This is a genomic window from Xylophilus sp., assembly GCA_009914555.1.
Classification (GTDB): Bacteria; Pseudomonadota; Gammaproteobacteria; order Burkholderiales; family Burkholderiaceae_C; genus WNDY01.
In genome coordinates, this window is the sequence record WNDY01000009.1 from 50,187 (window position 1) to 69,279 (window position 19,093).

Below are 19,093 nucleotides of genomic sequence, written 5' to 3' on the forward strand. Positions count from 1 at the left end.
GGTTTTTTCAGTCCTTGACGCCGCCCGCCGTGAGGCCGCGCACCAGGTAGCTGCGCATCAGCACCGTGAAGATGACCACCGGAAACATTACCAGCGTGCCTGCGGCGGCGATCTTGGTCCACTCCCAGCCCTCGAACTGCAGGAAGTTGACGATCGCCACCGGCGCGGTCACGGCGTTGGTGCGCGTGAGGATGAGCGCGTAGAAGAAATCGTTCCACGAGAAGATGAAGCACAGCACCGCGGTGGCCGCCAGCCCCGGCGCGGACAGCGGCAGCGTCACACGCCAGAATGCCTGCCAGACGCCGCAGCCGTCGATGTAGGCGGCCTCCTCCAGCGCGGGCGGCACCGCTTCGAAGAAGGTCTGCATCAGCCAGATCACGACGGCGAGATTGAAGGTCAGGTAAACGATGGCAAGGCCGGGTACCGTGTCCTGCAAGCCGAGCCAGCGGTAGGCCAGGAAGAACGGTATCGTGAAGGCGATGGGCGGCGCCATGCGCGTCACCAGAATCCACAGCGCCACCCGGCGGCGCCACCGGAAGCGCCAGCGCGCCAGCGCGTAGGCGGCAGGCACGCCGATGAGCAGCGACAGCACGGTGGACAGCGTGCTCACCAGCAGGCTGTTGCCGAACGAGCGCGGAAAGCTACCCTGCAGCAGGCTGCGGAAGCCCTCCAGCGTGGGAGTGAAGAGCAGGTTTTCCTCGAACAGCTCCCCGCCCGGCTTGAAGGCCAGATGCACCAGCCAGAGGAAGGGAAACATCACTGCCAGCAGAAGCGCCAGCGTGACCAGTTCGCGCGCGTGGCGGCGCAGCCAGCCGGCAAGACGCCGCCGGCGGATCGCCGGGGGAGCCGCCGCTGCGCGCGCCGGTTCAATGCTGCTGCGCATGGTCATTCCACCCGAGACGCTGCACCAGCCAGCTCAGGGCGAACACGCCCGCCAGGATGACCATCGCGATCGCGCTGGCGTAGCCCCAGTACGAGAAATTAAAGGCTTGGACGAAGCCATAGTAGTTGGTCACTTCTGTGACGCTGCCGGGGCCGCCGTCGGTCAGCACGTAGATCAGCGGAAAGGCCTTGAGGCTGTCGATCAGCCGGAACAGTCCGCACACCGCCAGTACCGGTCGGATGTGCGGGAACACGATGTGGCGGAACAACTGCCAGCGGTTGGCGCCGTCCAGGCTGGCGGCTTCCAGCGGGTCGTCGGGCATCATCTGCAGCGCGGCCAGCACCATCAGCAGCGTGAAGGGGAACCACTGCCAGGTGTCCGCGAAGGCAATGGCCCAGAGCGCCGTGGCTGGATTGGCTATCAGCGAGTGCACTGGCAGCCCCAGAGCGTCCAGCGCGCGGTGCACCGGGCTCACGTCGGGCGTGTAGATGATCTTCCAGATCAGCGCCACCACGATCGGCGGCAGCACCATCGGGATCAGGAAGACGGCGCGGGCCGCGTCCAGGATGCGCGAGCGGCCGTTGAGCAACAGCGCCAGCCCCAGGCCCGCAGCCAGCTGCAGTGCCACGCTGACGACGGAGAGCTTGGCCTGGGTGGCGACCGAACCGATGAAGCGGTCGTCTTCCAGCAAGTGCCGGTAATTGACCAGCGGGTCGTCGAAACGGAAGGTGCCCGCAGGGTCGGTCAGGCTCAGCGGAGTGAGGCTCGCCACCAACAGCGCCACAGACGGCGCCAGCGTAATGACGAGCAGCACCGCGAGCGAAGGGGCGAGCCCCAGCAGGAAGGCGCGGCGGCGTTCGGCCTCCCAGCCGGGCGTGGATGCCGCGGCCGGTGTATTCATCGAAACCGGTGGCTCAGATGTTCTGCCCGGCCCGCGTGAGCTCGGCGATCGATTGCGCCTGCGCCTGCTGCAACGCCTGCTTGGCCGTGGCTGAGCCCGAAGCGATCAGTGCGATGGCCTTGTTGAGTTGCTGGTCCACCTGCGGATAGACCGCGACCGTGCGGTATTTCATGTAGCCGCCCTTGGCTGCGATGTCGAGCGAGTCGATCGAGAGCTGGGCCAGGTCGACGCCGTTGATGATCTGCTTGGCGCGGAATTCCCTGGTGTCCAGGTCGGAGCGGCGCGCCGGCGAACCGTAGCCGGCCAGGACGGCACGGCGCGTGGTCTGCTTCGACAGCGCCCACTGGATAAAGCCCAGGCCGCCTCCTTGTTCCTCGAACCCGTCGGAATGCTGAGCGCATGCACCGCCGTGCCCGGAAAACGCCCCGCCGGCCCCTTGGGCAGCAGGCCGAAGTGGGCGGTCTGGGCCACCTTGCTGCTGGCTTTGTCGGCGAGCTGGGCGAGGTAGATCTGCCCGGCATCGGCGAAGTTCACGCGCCCCGACTTGAGTGCCTGCGTCACCTGGTCGGGTTGGTAGGTGATGGCGCCGTCGGGGCCGAACTCCTTGAGCAGGTTGGCGTAGTACTCGGCGGCGGCCACGGCCTCGGGCGTGTCCAGCGTCGGGAACAGGTCGTCCGGCGCCTTGCGGAACACATCGCCGCCGAAGGCGTGCAGGTAGGGCACGAAGGTCCAGCCGTAATGGTTGTCGGCCACGAAGCCGGCAACGCGCTCCTTCTTGTTGACGGCGCGCAGCACCTTCACGAGGTCGTCGGTGGTGTCGGGATAGCCGAACCCGGCGGCTTTGACGAGATCGAAGCGCGAGGCGCCCGACAGCAGCGCCTCGGCCACCCAGGGGATGCCGTAGAGTTTGCCGTCCTTGCCGGTCTCGGGCGCGCGCGCGCCGGGCAGGAAGTCGGCCACGTCCCAGTCCGGCGGCGTCAGGTTGGGGTTCCTGATGAAATCGTCCAGCGGCGTCAGCCAGCCCGAGTTGATCCAGCGGCTGATGTAGATGAAGGTGACGTTCACCACGTCGTAGGCCGAGCCCTTGGTGGACAGTTCCAGGTCGGTGCGCTGGTTGTAGACCGGGAACGAAGGAGTGTCGAAGTTGACCTTGGCGCCGGTGGCGGCCTCGAACTCCGGTAGCCACTGCTTGAGCAGCGTGTGGTAGGCGGAGCTGAAGGCGGAGACATTGAGCGTCACGCCCTGGAATTTCCTCGCACCGGACTGGGCCCGGGCGAGGGTGGGCAGCAGTGCAGAGGCGCCGAGTGCGCCGGCGGTCTGCAGGAAATGGCGGCGTTGGGTCATGGTGCTCAGGCTGCGGGGGGAAGTCATGCAGTGGCGGCAATCACGGCGTCGATCTGCGCGTCGTTGGTGGCCTCGGGCCGGCGCAGCGTGCGGCTGCGCCGCCCGTCGATGGCCACCGCCGTGTCGCCATGCACGGTGACCCGCCGCACCAGGCGGGGCTGGTCGCCGTAGTCGTTCACGGCGAAATGCTGGGTCGCGCGGTTGTCCCAGATCGCCACGTCGCCCTGTTGCCATTGCCAGCGCACGGTATTTTCCAGCCGGATCACGCGGTTTTGCAGCAGTTCGAACACGCGCGCCGACTCGTTGCTCGACAGGCCCTGGATGCGCTTGATGAAGTGGCCCAGCAGCAGGGCCCGCTCGCCCGATACCGGGTGCACGTGGACTACGGGATGCTCCGCCTCGTACACCGCCGAGACGAACACGTCACGGTGGTGGCGCAGCCGCTGCTCGTTCACCACGACGCGGTCGGCGCCGTAGTCGTAGTCGTTGCTGTGCACGGCCCAGAGGTTGTCGGCCAGCCGCTGGAGGCTCTCTGGCAGACGCGCGTAGGCGGCGGCCGTGTCGGCCCACACGGTATCGCCGCCGTAGGCCGGAATGGTGACGCCGCGCAGCACGCCGTACTTGGGGAAGGCGTCGAGAAAGGTCACGTCGGTATGCCAGGAGTCGGCCCGCCCGCCGCCCTTGGAAGCATCGAGCTCGAAGATGCGGGTGCCGGCGGGCGCGGGCACCGTCGGGTGCGTCACGGTCTTGCCCAGACGCGCGCCGAACGCTTCGTGCTCGGCGTCGTCCAGATGCTTCTGGCCACGGAAGAACAGCACCTTGTGCCTGACCAGCGCGGCGTGCAGATGCTGGATGACGGCTTCGTCGAGCTGCGAGCTCAGCTTGACGTCGAGGACCTCGCCTCCCAGGGTGCCGGCCACGCGCCGGACGCGCAGGTCGCCGATGGAGGTGTCGATGTGAGACGTGGAAGACTGGGACACGATGGGTCTCCGCTGTGGACAGGGAATAGGACGCCGAAATTCTCTTTGACAAACTCGTCCGGCATAAACGAATCAATCCAGATAACAAAATCAAGCCTGCTCATTAGAAGTTCGATCCGGTAACGAAGCCGCTGGCCGTGCTCCTGTGGGAATGCCGCTGCGGCGGATTCATCCATAGAAGCCGGCGTAATTAGCAGCCAATAAACAATTCGTTTTCCGAAGAAGGTGCGCTCCTTACAGTCGCAGCTTTTGCCTTGGTGAGGAGAGAGCATGACCGTCCCGCATTCCGTCCGCCGCCGCTTCGTCCGCCGGGCCGCCGCGTTCGCCACAGCCATCGGCCTGTTCGGCGCGAGCCTCGGCGCCACTAGCGCCGCCCACGCGGCCGAAGGCCAGCTGCGCATCGCCGAACAGTTCGGCATCGTCTACCTGCTGCTCAACGTGGCGCAAGAGCAGAAGCTCATCGAGAAGCACGGCAAGGCTGCGGGCGTGGACATCAAGGTCGAGTTCCTCAAGCTCTCCGGCGGCTCGGCCGTCAACGACGCGCTGCTGTCGGGCAATGTCGAGATCGCCGGCGCCGGCGTCGGCCCGCTGTTCACGCTGTGGGACCGCACCAAGGGCAGGCAGAACGTCAAGGGCGTGGCCTCGCTGGGCAACTTCCCCTACTACCTCGTCACCAACAATCCCAACGTGAAGTCGATCGCCGACTTCACCGACAAGGACCGCATCGCGCTGCCGGCCGTGGGCGTGTCGGTGCAGTCGCGCGTGCTCCAGTTCGCATCGGCCAAGCTCTGGGGCGACAAGGAGTACAACCGCCTCGACAAGATCCAGGTCGCCGTGCCACACCCCGACGCGGCCGCCGCCATCATCAAGGGCGGCACCGAGATCACCGCGCACTTCGGCAACCCGCCGTTCCAGGAACAGGAACTGGCCGACAACAAGAACGCGCGCGTGGTGCTCAACTCCTACGACGTGCTCGGCGGCCCGGGCTCGGTCACGGTGCTCTATGCCACCGAGAAGTTCCGCAACGAGAGCCCAAAAACCTACAGGGCCTTCGTCGAGGCGCTCGACGAGGCGGCCCGGTTCATCACCGCCAACCCCGAGAAGGCGGCCGACATCTACCTCAAGGTGACCGGCGCCAGGACCGACCGCAACCTGCTGCTCCAGATCATCAAGAACCCCGAGGTGCAGTTCAAGGTGCAGCCGCAGAACACGCTGGGCCTGGGCCAGTTTCTGTACCGCGTGGGCGCGATCAAGAACGAGCCCAAGGCGCTCAGGGACTACTTCTTCGACGAGCCGCTGACGGCCAACGGCAGCTGACCGGCCTCGTCCCGTTCCGCCGCATGGCTTCCCGGCGCCTGCGGCGGGCTTGTCGTTTCAGAGCACAACACATTCCATGCATCTCCATCTGAATCCGACACCGCACCGCCGCCAGCCGGCCTTCCCTCGCGGGAGCCTGCGCTGATGGCGGCGGCCGGTCTTTCGCTCGTGCGCGCGCCCGCCGATGCGCCGCAGGAGCCGCTGGCCCTGCCGGCGCCGCTGCTCGCGGTGGACGGCGTGAGCCTCGAATACCGCACGCCCGAGCGCGTGGTGCGGGCCACCCACCGCGTGCGCTTCGACGTGTATGGCGCCGACCGCTTCGTGCTGCTCGGCGCCTCGGGCTGCGGCAAGTCGACGCTGCTCAAGGCCATCGCCGGCTTCATCGCGCCGGTCGAAGGCCAGATCCGGCTCGACGGCCGCGCGGTCACCGGCCCGGGGCCGGACCGCATCGTTGTGTTCCAGGAGTTCGACCAGCTGCCGCCGTGGAAGACGGTGCGGCAGAACGTCGCCTTCCCGCTGCGCGCCTCGGGCACCTTGGCCAGGCGCGAAGCCGACGAGCGGGCGCTGCACTACCTGGAGAAGGTCGGGCTCTCGAAGTTCGCCGATGCCTATCCGCATACCCTCTCGGGCGGCATGAAGCAGCGCGTGGCCATCGCGCGCGCTCTCGCGATGCAGCCGCGCGTGCTGCTGATGGACGAGCCCTTCGCCGCGCTCGACGCGCTCACGCGCCGCAAGATGCAGGAGGAGCTGCTCGCGCTGTGGGACGAGGTGCGCTTCACGCTCGTCTTCGTCACCCACTCGATCGAGGAAGCGCTCGTCGTGGGCAACCGCATCGGCCTGCTGTCGCCCCACCCGGGCCGGGTGCGCGCCGAGATCAACAGCCACGCCTGGGGGCTCGACAGCCTTGGCGGCGCGGAGTTCCAGGCCGCGGCGCAGCGCATCCACCGCCTGCTGTTCGAGGCCCACCCGCCGGAGGCAACGCCGTGAGCTCCGCCCCGCTGCCGGCGCCGCCGGTGCGCCCCGAGTACGAGCGCCCGCTGGAGCCGCTGACCGGCGTTGCACCCGAGCGCACGCTGCCTTTCGCGGCGCGCCTGTGGCAGCAGGGCTGGCTGCGCAAGGGCGTGATCCTGGTCGTGCTGGCCGTGCTGTGGGAAGCGCTCGCGCGCTGGCAGGACAATGACCTGCTGCTGCCGACCTTCCTCGCCACCGCCCGCGCGCTGGCCGAGGGGCTGGCCAGCGGCGAGCTGATCGAGAAGGTGCGCATCTCGCTCATCGTGCTGGTGCAGGGCTACGTGGCCGGCATCGCCGCGGCCTTCGTGCTCACCACGCTCGCCGTGTCCACCCAGTTCGGCCGCGACCTGCTGACCACGCTGACCTCGATGTTCAATCCGCTGCCGGCGATCGCGCTGCTGCCGCTGGCGCTGCTGTGGTTCGGGCTGGGGCAGGGCAGCCTGGTCTTCGTGCTGATCCATTCGGTGCTGTGGCCGCTGGCCCTCAACACCTATGCCGGCTTCCAGGGCGTGCCCGAGACGCTGCGCATGGCCGGCCGCAACTATGGCTTGAAGGGTCTGCGCTATGTGCTGCAGATCCTGGTTCCGGCTGCGCTGCCGTCGATCCTCTCGGGCCTGAAGATCGGCTGGGCCTTCGCCTGGCGCACGCTGATCGCGGCCGAGCTGGTGTTCGGCGCCTCCTCGGGCAGGGGCGGCCTCGGCTGGTACATCTTCCAGAATCGCAACGAGCTCTATACCGACCGGGTGTTCGCCGGCCTCGCGCTGGTCATCATCATCGGCCTGCTGGTCGAGAACCTCGGCTTCCATGCGCTGGAGCGGGTCACCGTGCGGCGCTGGGGCGTGCAGCGATGAGCCCTGTGCTGGTGTTGCTTGCAGCAGCACTGTTGCTCCAGCAACACCGCGCCGGCGAAAAAGCCGGCGCGCTGCCGTCCAAGTTGCAGAAATGGTGGTCTTGGACGGCGTTTGCCGCCGCGGCGGCACGGCCTGGAATTTGCAGCGCTTCCCACCTTCCTCCCCCTGCACATACAACACGGGCGCCACTGCGTCCGATCGGAGTTGAACCATGGCCGTCAAGCCCCTGAACGTGGTTGCCGTCACCGGCAGCGCCTACCTTCCCTCGCGCACCCTGGTGCTGGTCGAGGCCCTGCTCGCCGAGCTGGGCAGCCGCCTGGCGCTGCAAAGCCGCATCATCAACCTGGGCGACATCGCCCGCCCGCTGGGCGCTGCGCTGTCGCGCGACGAACTGCCGGCCGAGGTCGAGCAGGAGCTGCAGGCCATCGAGTCGGCCGACCTGCTGATCGCCGCCGCACCGGTCTACCGCGGCTCCTTCCCGGGCCACTTCAAGCACCTGTTCGACCTGGTCGGCGTCGATGCGCTGGTCGACAAGCCGGTGCTGCTCGCGGCCACCGGCGGCAGCGAGCGCCATGCGCTGGTGCTGGACCACCAGCTGCGCCCGCTGTTCTCGTTCCTGCAGGCGCTCACGCTGCCGATCGGCGTCTACGCGTCGAATACCGATTTCGAGAACTACGTGATCACGAGCAAACTGCTGAAGGAGCGCGTCCGCCTGGCGGCCGACCGCGCCGCGCCGCTGTTCGCCGCGCATCAAAAACGCCTGGTCGCATGAACGTCTTCTGGTTCCTCCCCACCCACGGCGACGGCCACTTCCTCGGCACGGCCGAGGGCGCGCGGCCGGTGTCACTGGGCTACCTGAAGCAGGTTGCGCAGGCGGCCGACAACCTCGGCTACTACGGTGTGCTGATCCCCACCGGCCGCTCGTGCGAGGACTCCTGGGTCGTCGCCTCGGCTGTGGCGCCGGCGACCGAGCGGCTGCGCTACCTCGTCGCGATCCGCCCGGGCATCATCTCGCCGACCGTCTCTGCCCGCATGACCGCCACGCTCGACCGGCTCACGGGCGGCCGCGTGCTGATCAACGTGGTGACCGGCGGCGACCCCGACGAGAACCGCGGCGACGGCCTGCACCTGGACCATCGCCAGCGCTACGAGGCGTCGTCGGAGTTCCTGCACATCTGGCGCCGCGTGCTCCAGGGCGAGTCGGTCGACTTCGACGGCAGGCATTTGCAGGTGAAGAACGCCAAGGCGCTCTATCCGCCCGTTCAGAAGCCATACCCCCCACTGTATTTCGGCGGATCGTCCAACGAAGCGCACGACCTCGCCGCCGAGCAGGTCGACGTCTACCTCACCTGGGGCGAGCCGCCCGCGGCCGTGGCGCAGAAGATCGCCGACGTGCGCGCGCGTGCCGCGAAGCACGGGCGCACGGTGAAGTTCGGCATCCGGCTGCACGTGATCGTGCGCCGCACCAGCGAGGCGGCCTGGCGCGCGGCCGACGAGCTGATCGAGCGCATCTCCGACGAGACGATCGCCGCGGCCCAGCAGTCGTTCGCGCGCTTCGACTCCGAAGGCCAGCGCCGCATGGCCGCGCTGCACGGCGGCCGGCGCGACCGGCTGGAGATCCATCCCAACCTCTGGGCCGGCGTCGGCTTGGTGCGCGGCGGCGCCGGCACGGCACTGGTCGGCAGCCCGCAGGAAGTCGCGGCGCGCATCCGGGAATATGCCGACCTCGGCATCGACAGCTTCATTTTCTCGGGCTACCCGCACCTGGAAGAGGCCTACCGCTTCGCCGAGCTGGTCTTCCCGCTGCTGCCCGAGCCCTACCGCAGCTATGCCGCAGCCGGCGGCGCCACCAACCTGACCGGCCCCTTCGGCGAGATGATCGCCAACGACGTGCTGCCCGGCGCGTCGCGCGCGCGGCCGTCGTGACCGCCGCCGCCGACGCACCGCCGCCGCAGGCCGCCGAGGCGCTGGCGGAGCGCTTCGCCGCCTCCGCGGCCGAGCGCGACGAGCGTGGCGGCACGCCCAAGGCCGAGCGCGACGCGCTGCGCGAAAGCGGCCTGCTCGCGCTGGCGATTCCCACGGCGTTCGGCGGCCTGGGCGCGCGCTGGAGTGAGACGCTGGCGGCGGTGCGCATCTTCGCGCGCGCCGACAGCTCCATCGCCCACGTGTTCGGCTTCCACCATCTGATGCTGGCCACGGTGCGCCTCTTCGGCCAGCCGGCGCAGTGGCAGCCCTGGTACGAGCAGACCGCGCGCAAGCAGTGGTTCTGGGGCAATGCGCTCAATCCGCTCGACACCCGCACGGTGGTGCGCCAGGCCGGGCCGCTCTGGTACGAGTTCTCGGGCAAGAAGAGCTTCTGCTCCGGCGCCCTCGATTCCGAGATGCTGGTCGCCTCGGCCGTGGACGAGGCCGCCGGCGGGCGCCTGCGCATCGCCGCGCTGCCCACCGCGCGCAGCGGCATCGTGCTGCACGAGGACTGGGACAACTTCGGCCAGCGCCAGACCGACAGCGGCAGCGTCGGCTTCGAACGCGTGCGCGTGGAGCACCACGAGCTGCTGCTCGACCCCGGCCCGCTCGGCACGCCGTTCGCGAGCCTGCGCCCGCTGATCGCGCAGCTGGTGCTCTGCCACACCTTCCTCGGCATCGCCGAAGGCTCGTTCGACGAAGCCCGCCACTACACCCGGGCCGAGGCGCGGCCGTGGTTCAAGTCGCGCGCCGACCACATCACCGCCGACCCCTACGTGCTGTCGCACTACGGCGAGTTCTACACGGGTCTCGAAGGCGCGCGCCTGCTGGTCGAGCGTGCGGCCGCGCTGCTCGACGCGGCCTGGGATACCGGCCCGTCCCTCGGCGACGCGCAGCGCGGCGCGCTGGCCGTGGCCATCGCCGCGGCCAAGGTGGCGGCCACGCGCATCGGGCTGGAGCTGTCGAGCCGGCTGTTCGAGGTCACCGGCGCGCGCGCCACCCATGCCGCGCTGCGGCTGGACCGCCACTGGCGCAACCTGCGCACCCAGTCGCTGCACGACCCGCTGGACTACAAGCTCGCCGAACTGGGCGACTGGGCGCTCAACGGGGCCGTGCCCGCACCGACTTTCTATTCATGACCGGAGGACGCCCCGTGCCCATGCAGCTCGTCTCCTGGCCGCCGGCGCCGCGCGCCGAGGCGCACGTGTTCGCCGACGCGAAGTCGCTCGCGCTGCTGGCGCACCTGGAGAAGGTCGCGCCGAGCGAAGCCAGCATCCTCATCATCGGCGAGACCGGCACCGGCAAGGAGCTGGTCGCGCGCCAGGTGCATGCGCTGAGCCACCGCCGCGCGGGCCGCTTCGTCGCGGTCAACTGCGGCGCGTTCTCCGAGGCGCTGGTCGACGCCGAGCTGTTCGGCCACGAGAAGGGCGCCTTCACCGGCGCGCTGGCCGCCAAGGCTGGCTGGTTCGAGGAGGCCGACGGCGGCACGCTGTTCCTCGACGAGATCGGCGACCTGCCGATGTCGCTGCAGGTCAAGCTGCTGCGCGTGCTGCAGGAGCGCGAGGTGGTGCGCCTGGGCTCGCGCCGCCCGATCCCGATCGACGTGCGCGTGCTCGCGGCCACCAACAAGCGGCTCGACGAGGCGATCGCCGCTGGCCAGTTCCGCAAAGACCTCTACTACCGGCTCAACGTCGTCACCCTGCAGCTGCTGCCGCTGCACCGGCGCCCCGGCGACATCCTGCCGCTGGCGGCGCATTTCATCCGCCGCTACGGCGAGCGCCTGGGCTATGGCGACGTGGCGCTGGAGCCGGACGCCGCCCAGCGGCTCGCGGCCTACGGCTGGCCCGGCAACATCCGCGAGCTGGAGAACGTGATCCACCATGCGCTGCTGGTCAGCCAGGACGGCACCATCCGTGCGGCCGACCTGCATCTGCCCGGCGGCGACGCCGCCGCGGCGCCCGCGGCCATGGACGAGACCGCCGACAACCAGCTGCAGCGCGCGCTGCAGCGGCTGTTCGACGAACAGGGCCGGGGCGTGCACGAGACGGTGGAGGACGCGCTGCTGCGCGCCGCCTACCGCCACTGTCGCTACAACCAGGTCCACACCGCCCAGCTGCTCGGGCTGAGCCGCAACATCACCCGCGCGCGGCTGATCCGGCTGGGCGAACTGGTGGTCAACCGCCGCGCCGCGGGCGGCGACGGCGAGCAGCCGGGCGATCCCCGCACGATCGCCGTGGCGATCTGAACTGCGCAGCAGCAGCGCGCCGGGGCTGCCGGGCGGGGTTCCAGGCTCGGCCATGGACGGCAGAGGAGATGCCGCAGGTACTGCCGAGCCGGCACTTCAACAACAAGTCGAGGATCCGGGCGCCGGCCACCACGACTGGCTGCGCCGCCGCCTTGGCCTTGCCGGGGCCGCGCATGCCTTTTTTCTTTGCCGCTCTTCAGCAGAAGAAATTGCCGGGGTATAGTGCCACAGCGCTTATTCCTCAGGCACTCTAATTGATAACACCGGGGGGGTATGTGTTTCTGGCGCCGGGCAGGCAACGGGTGGGCAACGCCATCGGTGAGCAGTGCGCCAGTGGCGTCCGCAAGCGCGGTGTCTGAATCGCGGTCCCTCACCTTGTATGACGAACGAGAACGGAAAAAGGACACCTTTTCCTATGTAAAGATAAGTAAAGGAACGCTGGCCTGCGGCCGACCCGCTGGCTGCCCAGGCCGCGCTGCAGGCGAAATGCCGTTGAGGGGCTGGTGGACGGCACTTGCCGCAGCTTCGGGCGAGCCCAGCGGCGCATCCGATGCCATGCGCAGTGCGCGCATGGACACAGTCGATCCTAGATCGCCCCCACGCTGCCCGTCACTGGCAGCACGATGCCGGTGATATAGCCTGCCGTGACCGGCGAGGCCAGAAACACGTAGGCCGGCGACAGCTCCTCGGGCTGGGCCGGACGCTTGAACTGGGTCTGGCTGCCGAACTCCGCCACCTCCTTACCCTGGCGGTCGGCCGGGTTCAGCGGCGTCCAGACCGGGCCGGGGGCGACCGCGTTGCCGCGGATGCCCTTGCCGATCAGGTTGCTGGCCAGCGCCTTGGTGAACGCATGGATCGCGCCCTTGGTCGTCGAATAGTCGAGCAGCTGCGCGCTGCCCTGCAGGCCGGTGGTAGAGCCGGTGTTGATGATGGCGCTGCCGCTCCTCAAGTGCGACACGGCCGCGCGGGCGAACTGGAAGTAGCCGCGGATGTTGGTCTCCAGCGTCATCTGCAGCCGCTCATCGTCGATGTCCTCGATGCGCTCGGCATGCAGCTGGAAGGCCGCGTTGTTGACCAGCACGTCGAGCTGGCCGAAGGTGTCGACCGTCTGCTGCACCGCATGCTCGGCGAAGGCGCTGTCGCGCACGTCGCCCGGGATCAGGATCGCGCGCCGGCCCTCGGCCTCGACGTGGCGGGCGGTCTCCTGCGCATCGTCGTGTTCGTTGAGGTAGACGATGGCCACGTCCGCTCCCTCACGGGCAAACAGCACGGCCACGGCGCGGCCGATGCCGGAATCGCCCCCGGTGATGAGGGCCACCTTGCCGTCGAGCTTGCCGCTGCCGCGGTAGTTCTCGGCTTGGAAGCGCGGCGCCAGATCGAGGTCGCCCTCGTCGCCAGGCTTGTCGAGGTGCTGCGCCGGCAGCGGGTTGGCGGGCTCGGATGCCGCGCCGGCCTGGACGGCGGGCGGGTTGCCACCTTCCCCTTTCTCGTCCTTCTTCTGCGCCGGCTGCTTCTTTTTCTTTTCCTGGTCGAGGGCGTCCTGGCGTTGTTGCAGCGCGGCCTGCCGGTCGGCGGTCTTCTCGGCGGCTGCGGCGAAGGGGTTGGCAGCGGTCATGGAACCTCCTGGGTTGCGTGTCGGATGGGTTGCGAAGAAAAAACCCACACGCTCGTCCAGCGGGCCGGCGCGATGTGTCGGCGGCCGTGGCGCGCGCCTGTAGGACACGCCGCGACGCCCGGTCCGCCGCGCCCTATTCCTGCAGCTCCACCTTGGCCTTGGCGCGATGCGCTTCCACTGCCGGATCTCCTCGGCCTGGAAGCGGCGCATCTCCTCGGGGCCGCCCTGCATGGTCTCGGCGCCGACGCGGGCGTAGAACTCGCGCGTCTCGGGCAGCTGCTCGATCTGCGTCAGCAGCGCGGCCAGCCTGACCGCCTCGGCGGCCGGCGTCTTCGCCGACACGGCCGCGCCGACCCAGACCGAGGCGGCGAAGCCGCGCAGGCCCAGCGCGCCGGCCGTGGGCAGCGCCGGCAGCGCGGGCGAGCGGCGCTCCGCCGCGATCGCCAGGGCGCGCAGCCGCCCGCCCTTGATGAGCTCGTAGGCCGCAGTGATGTCAACGAACGAGAAGTCCACTGTGCCCGAGGCCACGGCGGTCAGCGCCTCCGCCGCACTCTTGAGGCAGGCGCTTGAACAGCGCGACGTTGACCGCCAACGTCGAGTTGCTGCCGGCCAGCACCGCGGCCTCGCTCGCGCGGGCCTTGGCCACGGCGGCCTGGAGCAGCGTCGGCGCGCCCGTCGGCCGCGAACGCGGTGGCAGCCGCGATGCGCACGGCCGCCACATGCTCGGCCATCTCGGCCAGCTGGTGCTGGATTGCCTGGAACTTGCCGATCGAGCGGCCGAACTGGCTGCGGTCGTTGGCGTACTGCAGCGTCAGGCCGAGCACCTGGCCCAGCGCGCCGGCCGGCAGCAGCGCGCGGGCCACGATGGCTGGCCGACCGGCAGCGGCGCAGCATGCGCGCCGAGCAGCGCGAACACCTCGAAGGCATCGGCCAGCGTGGCGCCGGCGCCGCCGGCCTCCTCGGGCGCGAGCAGCTCCAGAAAGCCGGCGTCGGCCACGGCATCCCAGAGCGCCTGCGGCGCGCCGCCGGCCTCGATGGCGCGCACGGCGGCGGGCGTGCCGTGGTCGCGCAGGATGGCTTGCAAGGCGTCGGTGAACATCGTCGTCATCTCGGTTGTCTTCCTCAGCGCAGTCCCAAACCACGGGCGATCCTGCCGCGCAGGATCTCGCGGGTGCCGCCGCACAGCGAATAGGTCGGCGCGACCTGGGTCACGTAGGCGGCGGTGCGCAGCAGCTGTTCGTCGGGCAGCGCGGCCGGGTCGGCGGCGATGGCGTCGGCCACGAACGCGGGGATGAACTGCTCGAACATGGTGCCGATGTCCTTGACCAGCGCCGCCTCGACGACCGGGCTGCCGCCCTGCGCGAGCCGCGCGGTCACGGCGAACGACATCTGCCGCAGCGTGGCCAGCTGCGCGGCGAAGCGGCCGATGGCGGCGGCATGCGCCCCGGCCTGGCCGCCGGCTTGCAGCGTGGCGATCCAGTGGTCGAGCAGCACGATGCTCGGCGTGGAACTGGGCCTGCGCGAGGCGACCTCGGAGCGCATCGTGCAGATGATCGAGGACGGCGAGCTGGACGTCGGCATCGTGCGCACGCCGCTGCTGTTGCGCGGCACGCGCTGCAGGCTGCTGCCGCTGACGCGCGAGTCCTTCGTCGCCGCGCTGCCGCGCGGCCATCCGCTGGCCGAGCAGGCCGAGCTGAAGCTGGAGGAGCTGGAGCGCGAGCCCTTCGTGATGTACACCCGCGGCGACGCCGCCGGCCTGCCAGGCCAGCGGCTTCGTGCCGCGCATCGCGCAGGAGGCCACGCAGGTGCAGACGGTGCTGGCACTGATCGAGACTGGCCTCGGCGTGGCCCTGGTGCCCGAGGTGGTGCAGCGCTTCACCAGCCCCAGGATCGCCTACCGCCGGCTGGCCGGCCTGCCCGCGGCGGCCGGGATCGGGCTGGCGCTGGCCTTCCAACCCGGACGCGAGACCGGCGCCGCGCAGCGTCTGCGGGAGCTGGCGGCGCGGGAGTTCGGCGTGGTGTGATGGGTACTATGTGAAGGATATGCTTGTAGCGGCTCGGAATTGGCGGCTATGGACATATGTCGGTTTGTGTATTCGATCGTTCGCCATGCGCTAGAGCAGCAGGGCCATGTGCAGTTCGTTCACGTAGCCGCCGTCGATGAACAGAGACTGCCGCCTCACCCCTTCCCGCGCGAACCCGGCTCTCTCGTACAGGGCGATGGCCCGCCGGTTGGATGCCACTACGGTCAGTTCCAGCCGCCGGATGCCCGCCTGCGCTGCCCACTGGCGCGCCGGTGCAGCAGGCTCGTGCCCAGGCCCTGGCCCCAATGGCTCCGCCGCACGCCGATGACGAGTTGCGCTGTGTGCCGGGTGCGCCGCAGCGTGCCCGCGCTGACCGCGACGAAGCCGGCCAGCCGCGCGCCCTCATCCGCCACGAACAACGCCACGGCCGGGGAGCCGGCGATGTCTGCGATCCGTTGCGCCTGCTGCTCTTGTGTGGTCGTGCGCTCGCCGGGCTCCATGCTCATGAAGCGGGTTTCCTGGTCGAGCGTGCGGTTGAGCTCGACCAGCTTGGCGGCGTCACCAGTCTCGACCTTGCGCACGCGGACCGTGGCTGACGCTTGAGAGGAAGGCATGGCTACACGCCGGCGATTCCGAACAGCCGCGCCGCGTTGCCGTACAGCAACCGGTCGAGCACGCTTTCCTTGAAGCCGAGCGCGAGGAAGTCGTCGATGCTCTGGCCGATCGGCCGGAACGGGTAGGACGAGCCGAACAGCAGCTGCTCCGCCAGGAAGCCGTTGGCCGCGTCCACGTAGCCCTGGCTGCCGGGCTGGAACAGGTACATGTCGGGCACCACGAACACGTTGTCGTAGCGGAAGGCCACTCCGACGATCTGCTGCACGTTGGGCCAGTAGCCGTGGTAGGCCACGATCGGCAGCCGCGGGAACTGCTGGGCCACGCGCGCGAGCGGCGCCGGGTCGTTGAAGCGCAGGTCCGGCGTGGTCGGCCCGCTCATGAGGAAGACCGGCACGCCGAGCTGCTGAGCGAGGTCGTAGACCGGCAGGTAGGCCGGGTCGTCCGGATGGCGCGGCGGCTCGCCGAAGCCGGGCTCGATGTCGATGCCCGCCAGGCCCAGCGTGCGCACCGCGCGCTCGGCCTCGGCCAGCGCGGCCTGCTCGCCCTGCACGACCGGGTCGACGGCGCCGATGCCGATCAGTTCGGGGTGGCCGTGCACGATCCCGTGGATCGTGTCGTTCGGCAGGTGCTGGCCGGGCGTGTGGCGGCCCACGACCACCGCATGGGTGAGGCCGTGCGTGCGGCCCGCGTCGCGCACCTCGGCGAGGAAGCCCTCGGGCGTGCGCGAGCGCACGAAATGCGCGTCGTCGCCGCGCGTGCCCACGCGGCGGTTGAGCCAGCGCGCCGTGGCCTCGCCGGGCGAGCCCGGCGTCCTGCCGAAGAAGTCGTGCAGGTAGGCGGGGCGGGCGCGCAGGTCGATCACGCGCCGGGCATGCGCACGCGGGAGAAGGTTCTCGTTGCTCATGGTCTCAGGTTCTCACGGAGGGTACGGCCTTCGTAGCGGGTGCGCAGCAAGCCGCGCGCCTGCAGGAGCGGTACGACGTCGTCCACGAAGGCATCGAAGCCATGCGGCAGATGCACCGGCGTGACGACGAAACCGTCGGCGCCGCGCTTCTCGACGACATGCTGCAGCCAGTCCGCCACGTCCGCGGGCGTACCTGCCACTTGCGGCACCAGAATGCCTTGCGCATACAGGCGCCCGACATCGCGCAGGCTCAGTTGCCGTTCGGCTGAAAGCTCCAGCACCAGCCTGAACAGGCCCTGGATGCCGGCCACCTGCACGTCGCCCAGCGGCGCATCGGGATCGAAGCCGGAAAAGTCCGTGTCCATGTGGCTGGACAGCGTGGACAGCCCCACCTGGGGATCTGCCGCGGCAATGTGCGCGGCCTGCAGGTCCTGCGCCTCGCTGCGCGTGGCCGCAACGAAGGGCATGACCGCCGTCAGCACTTTCACGTCCTCCGGCGTGCGTCCGAACTTCGCGGTGCGCCCCTTCAGGTCGGCATAGAAGCGCTGCATGTGCGGCAGGTCGGGCTGGATGCCGAACACGACTTCGGCGCGGCGCGCGGCAAAGTCCTGCCCGCGGTCGGAGGAGCCGGCCTGGATGATGACTGGACCGCGCTGCGGCGAAGCCGGAATGTTCAGCGGGCCGGCCACCTTGAAGTAGGGGCCCTCGTGCTGCAGGGCATGAACCCTGGCGGCGTCGGCATAGCGGCCTTCGGCCTGCAGCAGCAGCGCATCCGGCTCCCAGCCATTCCACAGGCCGAGCGCGATGTCGATGAACTCATCGGCGCGGTCGTAGCGCGTGTCGTGGTCCAGGGTCCGGGCCAGACCGAAGTTCGCGGCTTCGCCGCCATTGACCGAGGTGACGACGTTCCAGGCGGCGCGTCCGGCACTCAGGTGATCCAGTGTGGCGAACTCGCGCGCCAAACTGTAAGGCTGGCTGTAGGTCGTCGATCGCGTGGCGCCCAGGCCGATGTGCGAGGTGCCTGTCGCCAGCGCGCCCAGCAGGGGCAGGGGATCGAGCCGCGTCGCGTCCTGATCGCCCAGTTCCAGCCCGAGCGCCGGGCTGCCGCCGTACCGTGTGGAAACGGCCAGCCGGTCGGCAAAGAACAGGAGGTCGAAAAAGCCGCGTTCCAGCGTCCTTGCGATCTGCAGGTAATACGGCAGGCGCAGGAAGCCGCCGCGGTCACTCTGCGGGTGGCGCCACAACGCCTGGCTGTGCGCGGTGTTGCCCGCAATCAGAAATGCGGCCAGGTGCATTGCGGCGCCTCAGACCAGTACGTTGGGATAGACATAGTCCGCGACCTTGACGCGCGTCTTGATCAAGCCCAGTTTCTGAAACGTGTCCACGATGCCCTGCTGCTCCGCCACGATGTCGGGCGTGACGGCCACGGTGGTGTAGTTGCGGCGATCCGTCGCCTTCTTCAGCACCGGCGCGGGCACGCCCAGCTGCGGCGACAGCAGATTAGCGGTTTCCTGCGGGTGCGACTGCGTCCAGTCGTTGGCCTTCTTCAACTCGCGGAACAGGATGCGCACGATCTCCTCGTTGGCGCCGACGAAATCTGGCCGGGCCAGGTGGAACGTGCGGTTGTTCGACAGGGCGCTGCCGTCGCGCAGGATGCGGGGCGAGGTGATGATCTCCTGGCTGGCCAGGAACGGATCCCACAGGCTGCCGGCATCGACCTTGCCGGACAGGAAGGTCGCGCTGACGTCCGCCGCGCTGGTGACATAGACCGGCTCGACGTCCTCATAGCGCAAGCCGGCCTCTTCCAGTGCCTTGACCAGCAGGTACTGGACATTCCAGCCGCGCCCGGTGACGATCTTGCGCCCTTTCAGATCCTTGACCGAGCGGATCGGCGAATCCTTGTCCACGAAGATCGCAATGCCCTTGGGATACGGCTGCTCGGCTCCCAGATACACCGCCTTGACGCCGGCGGCATTGGCGAATGCCGAAGGCGTGTCCGCAGCGTGGCCGAAGTCGATCGCGCCGGCATTGAGTGCCTCGGTCAGTTGCGGGCCGGCCAGGAACTCCGCCCAGCGCACCTGCCACCCCAGGGGGGCGAGCGCCTTCTCCAGGTTGCTGGTGCCCTTGAGGATGTTGAGCGTGTTGAACTTCTGGTAGCCGATGCGCAGCGTCTTGCTGCCGTCCTGCCCCCAGGTGCTGGCGGCGGCTCCCAGGGCCAGCGCGCTGACGACGCTGCGGCGCGACAGGGTAAAAGTCTGCGATTCGGTATGGGACACGGCAATAGCTCCTTGACAGTTCGCGAGGCAACGGGATAACGGACCAACTGCTCAACTCGCATCACACGGCAGGACTGCGAATGATGGTTTTGCTTGATCCTTCTGAGAGAATCGGCGGTGGTTGCCCGAGGCGTGCGCCCGGCCGGCATGTGCCTGAGCGCC

The 19,093-nt window shown here is 69.2% G+C and carries 21 protein-coding genes and 3 pseudogenes; 9 read left to right on the top strand and 15 right to left on the bottom strand.

Going from position 1 to position 19,093, the window contains the following annotated elements; all coding sequences use genetic code 11:
- Positions 1-7: 7 nt before the first annotated feature.
- The 5 genes from GAK38_RS06965 to GAK38_RS06985 are packed head-to-tail and all read right to left on the bottom strand — an operon-like array spanning position 8 to position 4,108.
- Complete coding sequence (locus tag GAK38_RS06965; protein WP_325342652.1) at positions 8-883, bottom strand: carbohydrate ABC transporter permease; 876 nt, start codon at positions 881-883, stop codon at positions 8-10.
- Positions 867-1,784, bottom strand: coding sequence for a carbohydrate ABC transporter permease (locus tag GAK38_RS06970; RefSeq protein ID WP_325342654.1), 918 nt, complete (start codon positions 1,782-1,784; stop codon positions 867-869). Before GAK38_RS06970 ends, GAK38_RS06965 begins: the two co-directional genes overlap by 17 nt.
- A gap of 13 nt (positions 1,785-1,797) precedes the next feature.
- Positions 1,798-1,956: a hypothetical protein gene (locus tag GAK38_RS06975; protein ID WP_325342656.1), complete on the bottom strand. Its 159-nt coding sequence runs from the start codon at positions 1,954-1,956 to the stop codon at positions 1,798-1,800.
- The gene (locus GAK38_RS06980; protein WP_325342658.1) at positions 1,953-3,128 is read right to left on the bottom strand and encodes an ABC transporter substrate-binding protein; all 1,176 of its coding nucleotides are present in this window, start codon (positions 3,126-3,128) and stop codon (positions 1,953-1,955) included. The genes GAK38_RS06975 and GAK38_RS06980 overlap by 4 nt, the downstream gene beginning before the upstream one ends.
- A 23-nt stretch (positions 3,129-3,151) precedes the next feature.
- Positions 3,152-4,108: a TauD/TfdA dioxygenase family protein gene (locus tag GAK38_RS06985; RefSeq protein ID WP_325342660.1), complete on the bottom strand. Its 957-nt coding sequence runs from the start codon at positions 4,106-4,108 to the stop codon at positions 3,152-3,154.
- Between the two features lie 270 nt (positions 4,109-4,378).
- Here GAK38_RS06985 and GAK38_RS06990 point away from each other — a divergent pair, with 270 nt between their 5' ends.
- The 8 genes from GAK38_RS06990 (at position 4,379) to GAK38_RS07025 (ending at position 11,720) form a co-directional block, all read left to right on the top strand.
- Positions 4,379-5,425 (top strand): ABC transporter substrate-binding protein, encoded by a 1,047-nt coding sequence (locus GAK38_RS06990; RefSeq protein WP_325342662.1) that lies wholly within the window; start codon positions 4,379-4,381, stop codon positions 5,423-5,425.
- Positions 5,426-5,569: 144 nt separating this feature from the next.
- Complete coding sequence (locus tag GAK38_RS06995; protein WP_325342664.1) at positions 5,570-6,412, top strand: ABC transporter ATP-binding protein; 843 nt, start codon at positions 5,570-5,572, stop codon at positions 6,410-6,412.
- Between the two features lie 11 nt (positions 6,413-6,423).
- On the top strand, positions 6,424-7,287 hold the full coding sequence (locus GAK38_RS07000) for an ABC transporter permease (RefSeq protein ID WP_443089173.1): 864 nt from the start codon (positions 6,424-6,426) through the stop codon (positions 7,285-7,287).
- A gap of 211 nt (positions 7,288-7,498) precedes the next feature.
- Positions 7,499-8,059 carry an FMN reductase gene (gene msuE, locus GAK38_RS07005; RefSeq protein ID WP_325342668.1) on the top strand — a complete coding sequence of 187 codons (561 nt, stop codon included), beginning with the start codon at positions 7,499-7,501 and terminating at the stop codon, positions 8,057-8,059.
- Positions 8,056-9,213 (top strand): FMNH2-dependent alkanesulfonate monooxygenase, encoded by a 1,158-nt coding sequence (gene ssuD / locus GAK38_RS07010; protein WP_325342670.1) that lies wholly within the window; start codon positions 8,056-8,058, stop codon positions 9,211-9,213. The genes msuE and ssuD overlap by 4 nt, the downstream gene beginning before the upstream one ends.
- Complete coding sequence (locus GAK38_RS07015) at positions 9,210-10,391, top strand: acyl-CoA dehydrogenase family protein (RefSeq protein WP_325342672.1); 1,182 nt, start codon at positions 9,210-9,212, stop codon at positions 10,389-10,391. Before ssuD ends, GAK38_RS07015 begins: the two co-directional genes overlap by 4 nt.
- Before the next feature lie 20 nt (positions 10,392-10,411).
- The gene (locus GAK38_RS07020) at positions 10,412-11,497 is read left to right on the top strand and encodes a sigma-54 interaction domain-containing protein (RefSeq protein ID WP_325342729.1); all 1,086 of its coding nucleotides are present in this window, start codon (positions 10,412-10,414) and stop codon (positions 11,495-11,497) included.
- Between the two features lie 52 nt (positions 11,498-11,549).
- Positions 11,550-11,720 carry a hypothetical protein gene (locus tag GAK38_RS07025; RefSeq protein ID WP_325342674.1) on the top strand — a complete coding sequence of 57 codons (171 nt, stop codon included), beginning with the start codon at positions 11,550-11,552 and terminating at the stop codon, positions 11,718-11,720.
- A 363-nt stretch (positions 11,721-12,083) separates the two neighbouring features.
- Here GAK38_RS07025 and GAK38_RS07030 read toward each other — a convergent pair whose 3' ends face one another.
- The 5 genes and pseudogenes from GAK38_RS07030 to GAK38_RS07050 form a co-directional block, all read right to left on the bottom strand.
- Entirely contained in the window at positions 12,084-13,112 is a 1,029-nt protein-coding gene (locus GAK38_RS07030) for an SDR family oxidoreductase (RefSeq protein ID WP_325342731.1), read from the bottom strand.
- 225 nt (positions 13,113-13,337) lie between these two features.
- Positions 13,338-13,640: pseudogene (locus tag GAK38_RS07035) on the bottom strand (tripartite tricarboxylate transporter substrate-binding protein); the annotation flags it as partial.
- A 5-nt stretch (positions 13,641-13,645) separates the two neighbouring features.
- Positions 13,646-13,975: an acyl-CoA dehydrogenase family protein gene (locus GAK38_RS07040; protein ID WP_325342676.1), complete on the bottom strand. Its 330-nt coding sequence runs from the start codon at positions 13,973-13,975 to the stop codon at positions 13,646-13,648.
- Positions 13,924-14,220, bottom strand: a complete 297-nt coding sequence (locus GAK38_RS07045; protein WP_325342678.1) for an acyl-CoA dehydrogenase family protein — start codon at positions 14,218-14,220, stop codon at positions 13,924-13,926. The genes GAK38_RS07040 and GAK38_RS07045 overlap by 52 nt, the downstream gene beginning before the upstream one ends.
- Before the next feature lie 14 nt (positions 14,221-14,234).
- Positions 14,235-14,612 (bottom strand): annotated as a pseudogene (locus GAK38_RS07050) (acyl-CoA dehydrogenase family protein); the annotation flags it as partial.
- Positions 14,613-14,661: 49 nt separating this feature from the next.
- Here GAK38_RS07050 and GAK38_RS07055 point away from each other — a divergent pair.
- Positions 14,662-15,136, top strand: a pseudogene (locus GAK38_RS07055) (LysR family substrate-binding domain-containing protein).
- A 90-nt stretch (positions 15,137-15,226) separates the two neighbouring features.
- On the opposite strand, the gene GAK38_RS23880 reads toward GAK38_RS07055, so the two are convergent.
- From GAK38_RS23880 to GAK38_RS07075, 5 genes are read right to left on the bottom strand one after another with little or no spacing between them, the layout of a single operon-like run.
- Positions 15,227-15,442 carry a GNAT family N-acetyltransferase gene (locus GAK38_RS23880; RefSeq protein WP_443089171.1) on the bottom strand — a complete coding sequence of 72 codons (216 nt, stop codon included), beginning with the start codon at positions 15,440-15,442 and terminating at the stop codon, positions 15,227-15,229.
- The gene (locus GAK38_RS07060) at positions 15,361-15,750 is read right to left on the bottom strand and encodes a GNAT family N-acetyltransferase (RefSeq protein WP_325342680.1); all 390 of its coding nucleotides are present in this window, start codon (positions 15,748-15,750) and stop codon (positions 15,361-15,363) included. Before GAK38_RS07060 ends, GAK38_RS23880 begins: the two co-directional genes overlap by 82 nt.
- Positions 15,751-15,752: 2 nt before the next feature.
- The gene (locus GAK38_RS07065) at positions 15,753-16,655 is read right to left on the bottom strand and encodes an amidohydrolase family protein (protein WP_325342682.1); all 903 of its coding nucleotides are present in this window, start codon (positions 16,653-16,655) and stop codon (positions 15,753-15,755) included.
- Entirely contained in the window at positions 16,652-17,950 is a 1,299-nt protein-coding gene (locus tag GAK38_RS07070; protein ID WP_325342684.1) for an LLM class flavin-dependent oxidoreductase, read from the bottom strand. Before GAK38_RS07070 ends, GAK38_RS07065 begins: the two co-directional genes overlap by 4 nt.
- Before the next feature lie 9 nt (positions 17,951-17,959).
- A complete protein-coding gene (locus GAK38_RS07075) occupies positions 17,960-18,931 on the bottom strand; it encodes an aliphatic sulfonate ABC transporter substrate-binding protein (RefSeq protein ID WP_325342686.1) in 972 nt (323 codons plus the stop codon).
- Positions 18,932-19,093 lie beyond the last annotated feature (162 nt).